Source organism: Chitinophaga silvisoli (assembly GCF_003412465.1).
Lineage (GTDB): Bacteria > Bacteroidota > Bacteroidia > Chitinophagales > Chitinophagaceae > Chitinophaga > Chitinophaga silvisoli.
In genome coordinates this window covers 1-3,870 of sequence record NZ_QTJV01000049.1, presented here as the reverse complement: position 1 = coordinate 3,870, position 3,870 = coordinate 1, and the positions used below count along the sequence as shown (strand labels likewise).

At 26.9% G+C, this 3,870-nt stretch carries 5 protein-coding genes; all 5 read right to left on the bottom strand.

The window, feature by feature from the left end:
• Positions 1 to 99: 99 nt before the first annotated feature.
• Positions 100 to 996: a hypothetical protein gene (locus tag DXN04_RS34250; RefSeq protein WP_147320170.1), complete on the bottom strand. Its 897-nt coding sequence runs from the start codon at positions 994 to 996 to the stop codon at positions 100 to 102.
• 4 nt (positions 997 to 1,000) lie between these two features.
• A complete protein-coding gene (locus tag DXN04_RS34245) occupies positions 1,001 to 1,963 on the bottom strand; it encodes a hypothetical protein (protein ID WP_116857921.1) in 963 nt (320 codons plus the stop codon).
• A 3-nt stretch (positions 1,964 to 1,966) separates the two neighbouring features.
• Entirely contained in the window at positions 1,967 to 2,671 is a 705-nt protein-coding gene (locus DXN04_RS34240) for a hypothetical protein (protein ID WP_116857920.1), read from the bottom strand.
• Between the two features lies 1 nt (position 2,672).
• Positions 2,673 to 2,999, bottom strand: coding sequence for a hypothetical protein (locus tag DXN04_RS34235; RefSeq protein WP_116857919.1), 327 nt, complete (start codon positions 2,997 to 2,999; stop codon positions 2,673 to 2,675).
• A 6-nt stretch (positions 3,000 to 3,005) separates the two neighbouring features.
• A partial coding sequence (locus DXN04_RS34230) for an RNA-directed DNA polymerase (protein ID WP_147320169.1) occupies positions 3,006 to 3,870 on the bottom strand: 865 nt, incomplete at its 5' end.

The window sequence follows — 3,870 nt, the reverse complement described above, 5'->3', positions numbered from 1 at the left end:
CATCATTACTTACTTTAACATTTTTAGCAGCAACTAATGAATAAGGAACGCAATCGCCAGGATGTTTATTAAGACTAAGTTTCTTTTGTATATTCATAATTATTTAGGAAAAGTAAAGTTATAAAAGAACTCATTCCAACCACTATCATCATCACTTTGTTCATCTAATAAAATACTAGTCTTAATATCTTTCTTCATACTTTCCCAGAGATAGAAAGGATTAGTTCCATATTGACTAGCAGAAAGATTAAACACAGGATGTTTATATCCTCTCATAAGCATACGAGCCATACAATAATAAGCAAGACCTTGAATTAATTTACCATTAGCAGGTATAACAGGAACTTCACAATGATAATTATCACTATATTGAGTTTCAATATCTTTATAAACAACTGTTATACAAGTATCATTAAAATTAAGTTCAATAGTATTACCTCCAATAAGAATATAATTATGATTTGACTTATCATATCCTCCACGGGGGGTCTGACAATGAGAATGTACTTCATGTTGGCATCTAGGACATTCAGTATTATTATGAAGTGTATAAACAACAGGATTACATCCTACTTTACCAGTATCAATAACCTCTCTAGTTCTAGAACCATTAGGACAACAATCATCAGGCATACCAAGATAGTCTTTATTAGTAGCACGCTCCGGACTTTCGTCCTCCGCTTGACCCCCCGTAGAGGATGGAGCAGATTCAGTATCACCACATCTATACTTACTACTATCAGCTCTAGGTACTTCACAACCATTACTATCATATACTTTAAGACCGTCATCAATAAGACAACATTTACTTTTAGCTATCTTATTAATGACGGTTAGTTTCATTTTCTTATCAACTTTACGAAGAACTTTAAGTTCATTCATAGCATCAACACACCAAGCAGGAACTCTAGGAATCCAATCACTATTATCTGGATTGAAATCATTATCAAGTTTACCAATAATATGTTCTATCGTAATCGTTTTATTATTTGCCATAATATTAGTTTTTATATCTAGTTTTATTACCATTATTATGTGCTCCACGTTCATACTTTTGTTGATTAACATTTCTAATATATTTAAATGGAGCATTAGGTTCTCGTTCAAGATAAACAAGAAGTTTACTTCTTAATCCTAGTTTAAGATTAAAAATATCATCAACAGTTTTACATTCAGAATTAAGTTGTTTAGCATCTTTACCACGAAGCTCTCTATTAATATAATTAGCATACTTAAATTTAATAGCACTATAACTATGAGTTCCATTATTAATAAGTTGTATTTCATAAAACTCTTTATTAGTTTTATAAACTACATAAGGAATACCATCATATTTAAGTCCACGAATTTTATATATCTCTGCTTCTTCTTTATCATAAGGTTTAAGACCAGCATCAATAATTTCTTGTTTCTTAAGTCTAGTAGCGTTCCAATCAACATAAGTATCTCTAGGTTTATCTCTATATCTCCAAAAATTAATAACTAAATCACCAATCTCATATTTAAAATGATAAGCATAACCTTCAAGAACACATTTATGAACACCATAGCTATAATACCTATGAATATACTTTTTATAATCAGAAAGACTTAATTCAGAACGTCTTGTAGCAAGTTTAAGAGCAATAATATAATCATTTGCTTTTTTAGCTAAATTACAATAACGCAAAAGTTGGAGAAGAACAATACGTCTTTCTCCAACTGTATAACTAAGTTGATTATTAATTAATTGCTCTAACTTATTAATTAATTCAACATTATCATTAAGAAATTGAAACCCATATTCATTAAGATTAATTTTTAAATCATCTTTAATAACTTGATTTTTACTTTTAATATAAGCACGACAATCAGCTTTCATCTTATTTATAAGTTCAAGTTCTTTATTATATTTTGCCATATCGTCATTAGAAGTTTCAATAAACTTTTTATAATAATGACTAATATCTATATCTTTAATCATAATTTATCTAGTTACAAAATTATCAATAGGAGTTTCATTTGTTTGACGAGGAACTTCAATAAGATTACGTTTAAATACAATCTCTTTAAGAGCTCCAATCATATCTTCAGGAATAAGAAATTCATCATCATCGTATTTAGCCTCATCGTCAATAGGGTCATAATTTACATCTTTAGCTTTTTCGACAGTTTCAGTAGGAACAAGATAAGGAATTTCAAATGGAGATTCAATAATAATAGAACCTATATTTTGAAACCAATCTTTATTATTACTAAAGAAATAAATATAACCATTAATATAATCATAAACAGGAAGATTACACATACCTGCAAGATAATGATAAAACTTAGCACTAGCTTCTTTTGCAAATGGTATTTCTATCCCAGTATGTCCGGTAGTTCTAATTGATTGGAAAGGTAAGTTATTAATAAGTCTAACTGGTTTTGGAACTTCTTGTTTAGTACGTTTAATTGCAGGAAGTCCAAGAGTTTGACTATTATATAAATCACCATCAGGAACATTAACAATAGAAACACGAATACGTTGTTGCAAACCTTTATCAACATATTTATGATTTTCATAACTTTTACGAATTAGTTCATTACGACCATGAAGAATAGCATATCGAAGATTACGTCTAAGAGGAATACTATTAGGATTGCCAACAGCATGAGCAAATTCACTAACTAATTGATTAAGACTAGCCATATTAAGATTGACTTGAATTTTCTAATGCAGTTACTCTTTCATCAATACTATTTATTTTAGGCTTAAGATTATTATTAATATCAGCATATAAATAATTATGACTCGTTTTTGTTTCATTAGCTAATTTTTCTACTTTATTAATATTTGTAACTAATTCATTATATTTTTGTTGAAGTTGAGCAAGTTCTTGTTCAAGTTCAGTATTATTAGTATAATCAACAATAGAATTTAATAATTTAATTAGAAGTTCTCTATCTTTATTAGATATATCACTATTTAAACAGCATATAGTTCTAATAATATCATCTTTAAGTTTATCTTTAGTCATAATATATTATGTTTGAGGTTTGACATTTTCTTTTCTATTTTTAACATAAATACGCCAATCATATTTAGTAATTTTAAAATTAATAGGAAAATGATTAAGTCTATGTATAGAATAAAATAGAGTTTTATCTCTACTATCAGCATAATAAGCTTTACCATTTCTAATAAAATTAATTCTAAAATACTTAGCATAATTAATAACTTGAATTATTCTAACGTATTTACCATAATATTTAGCAATATTAGTTCTTTTGCCATTCCAATTAGAATATCTAACACCTGTAAGACTTTGAATTTTATAAAGAAGATTTTTAGCATTAGCGTGTTTAAGCCATCCATAATAAGCACACATTCTAACTTTAAATTCTTTTTTATCAATTTCTCTATTTAAATAACTATTTACTAGTCTTATAATTTTATATTTAATAGATTTTCTAATAAGAGTATGAGTATGATAAAATACATAACCAACAAAATTTATTCCTCTACTATCAACAGGATATATTTGATAATTATCTTTAACCTTTAATCCAATAGTATTAACATATAACTTAATATAAATAAGAACTTTATGAAGAAAATCTTTATCATTACTTAATATAACTATATCATCTGCATAACGATAATAAAACTTACATTTAAGTTCTTCTTTACATAAATGGTCAAGTTCACTAAGATAAAGATTAGCAAAATATTGAGATAGATAATTACCAATAGGAACTCCAATACCATTTTTTCCAGTTAATTTAGAAGAAGTATTACGAATACTATCAGTAGAATCAATAATTTCATCAAGAATAATTAGAAAATCTTTATCTTTAATTTTCTTTCTAATACATTCTTTAAGACCATCATGAGGAATACTAGGATAG

What these genes read in the sequence shown, in the direction of transcription:
- DXN04_RS34250 (WP_147320170.1), bottom strand. Translation starts at nt 996, where the DNA reads ATGGCAAATAATAAAACGATTACGATAGAACATATTATTGGTAAACTT.
- DXN04_RS34245 (WP_116857921.1), bottom strand. Translation starts at nt 1,963, where the DNA reads ATGATTAAAGATATAGATATTAGTCATTATTATAAAAAGTTTATTGAA.
- DXN04_RS34240 (WP_116857920.1), bottom strand. Translation starts at nt 2,671, where the DNA reads ATGGCTAGTCTTAATCAATTAGTTAGTGAATTTGCTCATGCTGTTGGC.
- DXN04_RS34235 (WP_116857919.1), bottom strand. Translation starts at nt 2,999, where the DNA reads ATGACTAAAGATAAACTTAAAGATGATATTATTAGAACTATATGCTGT.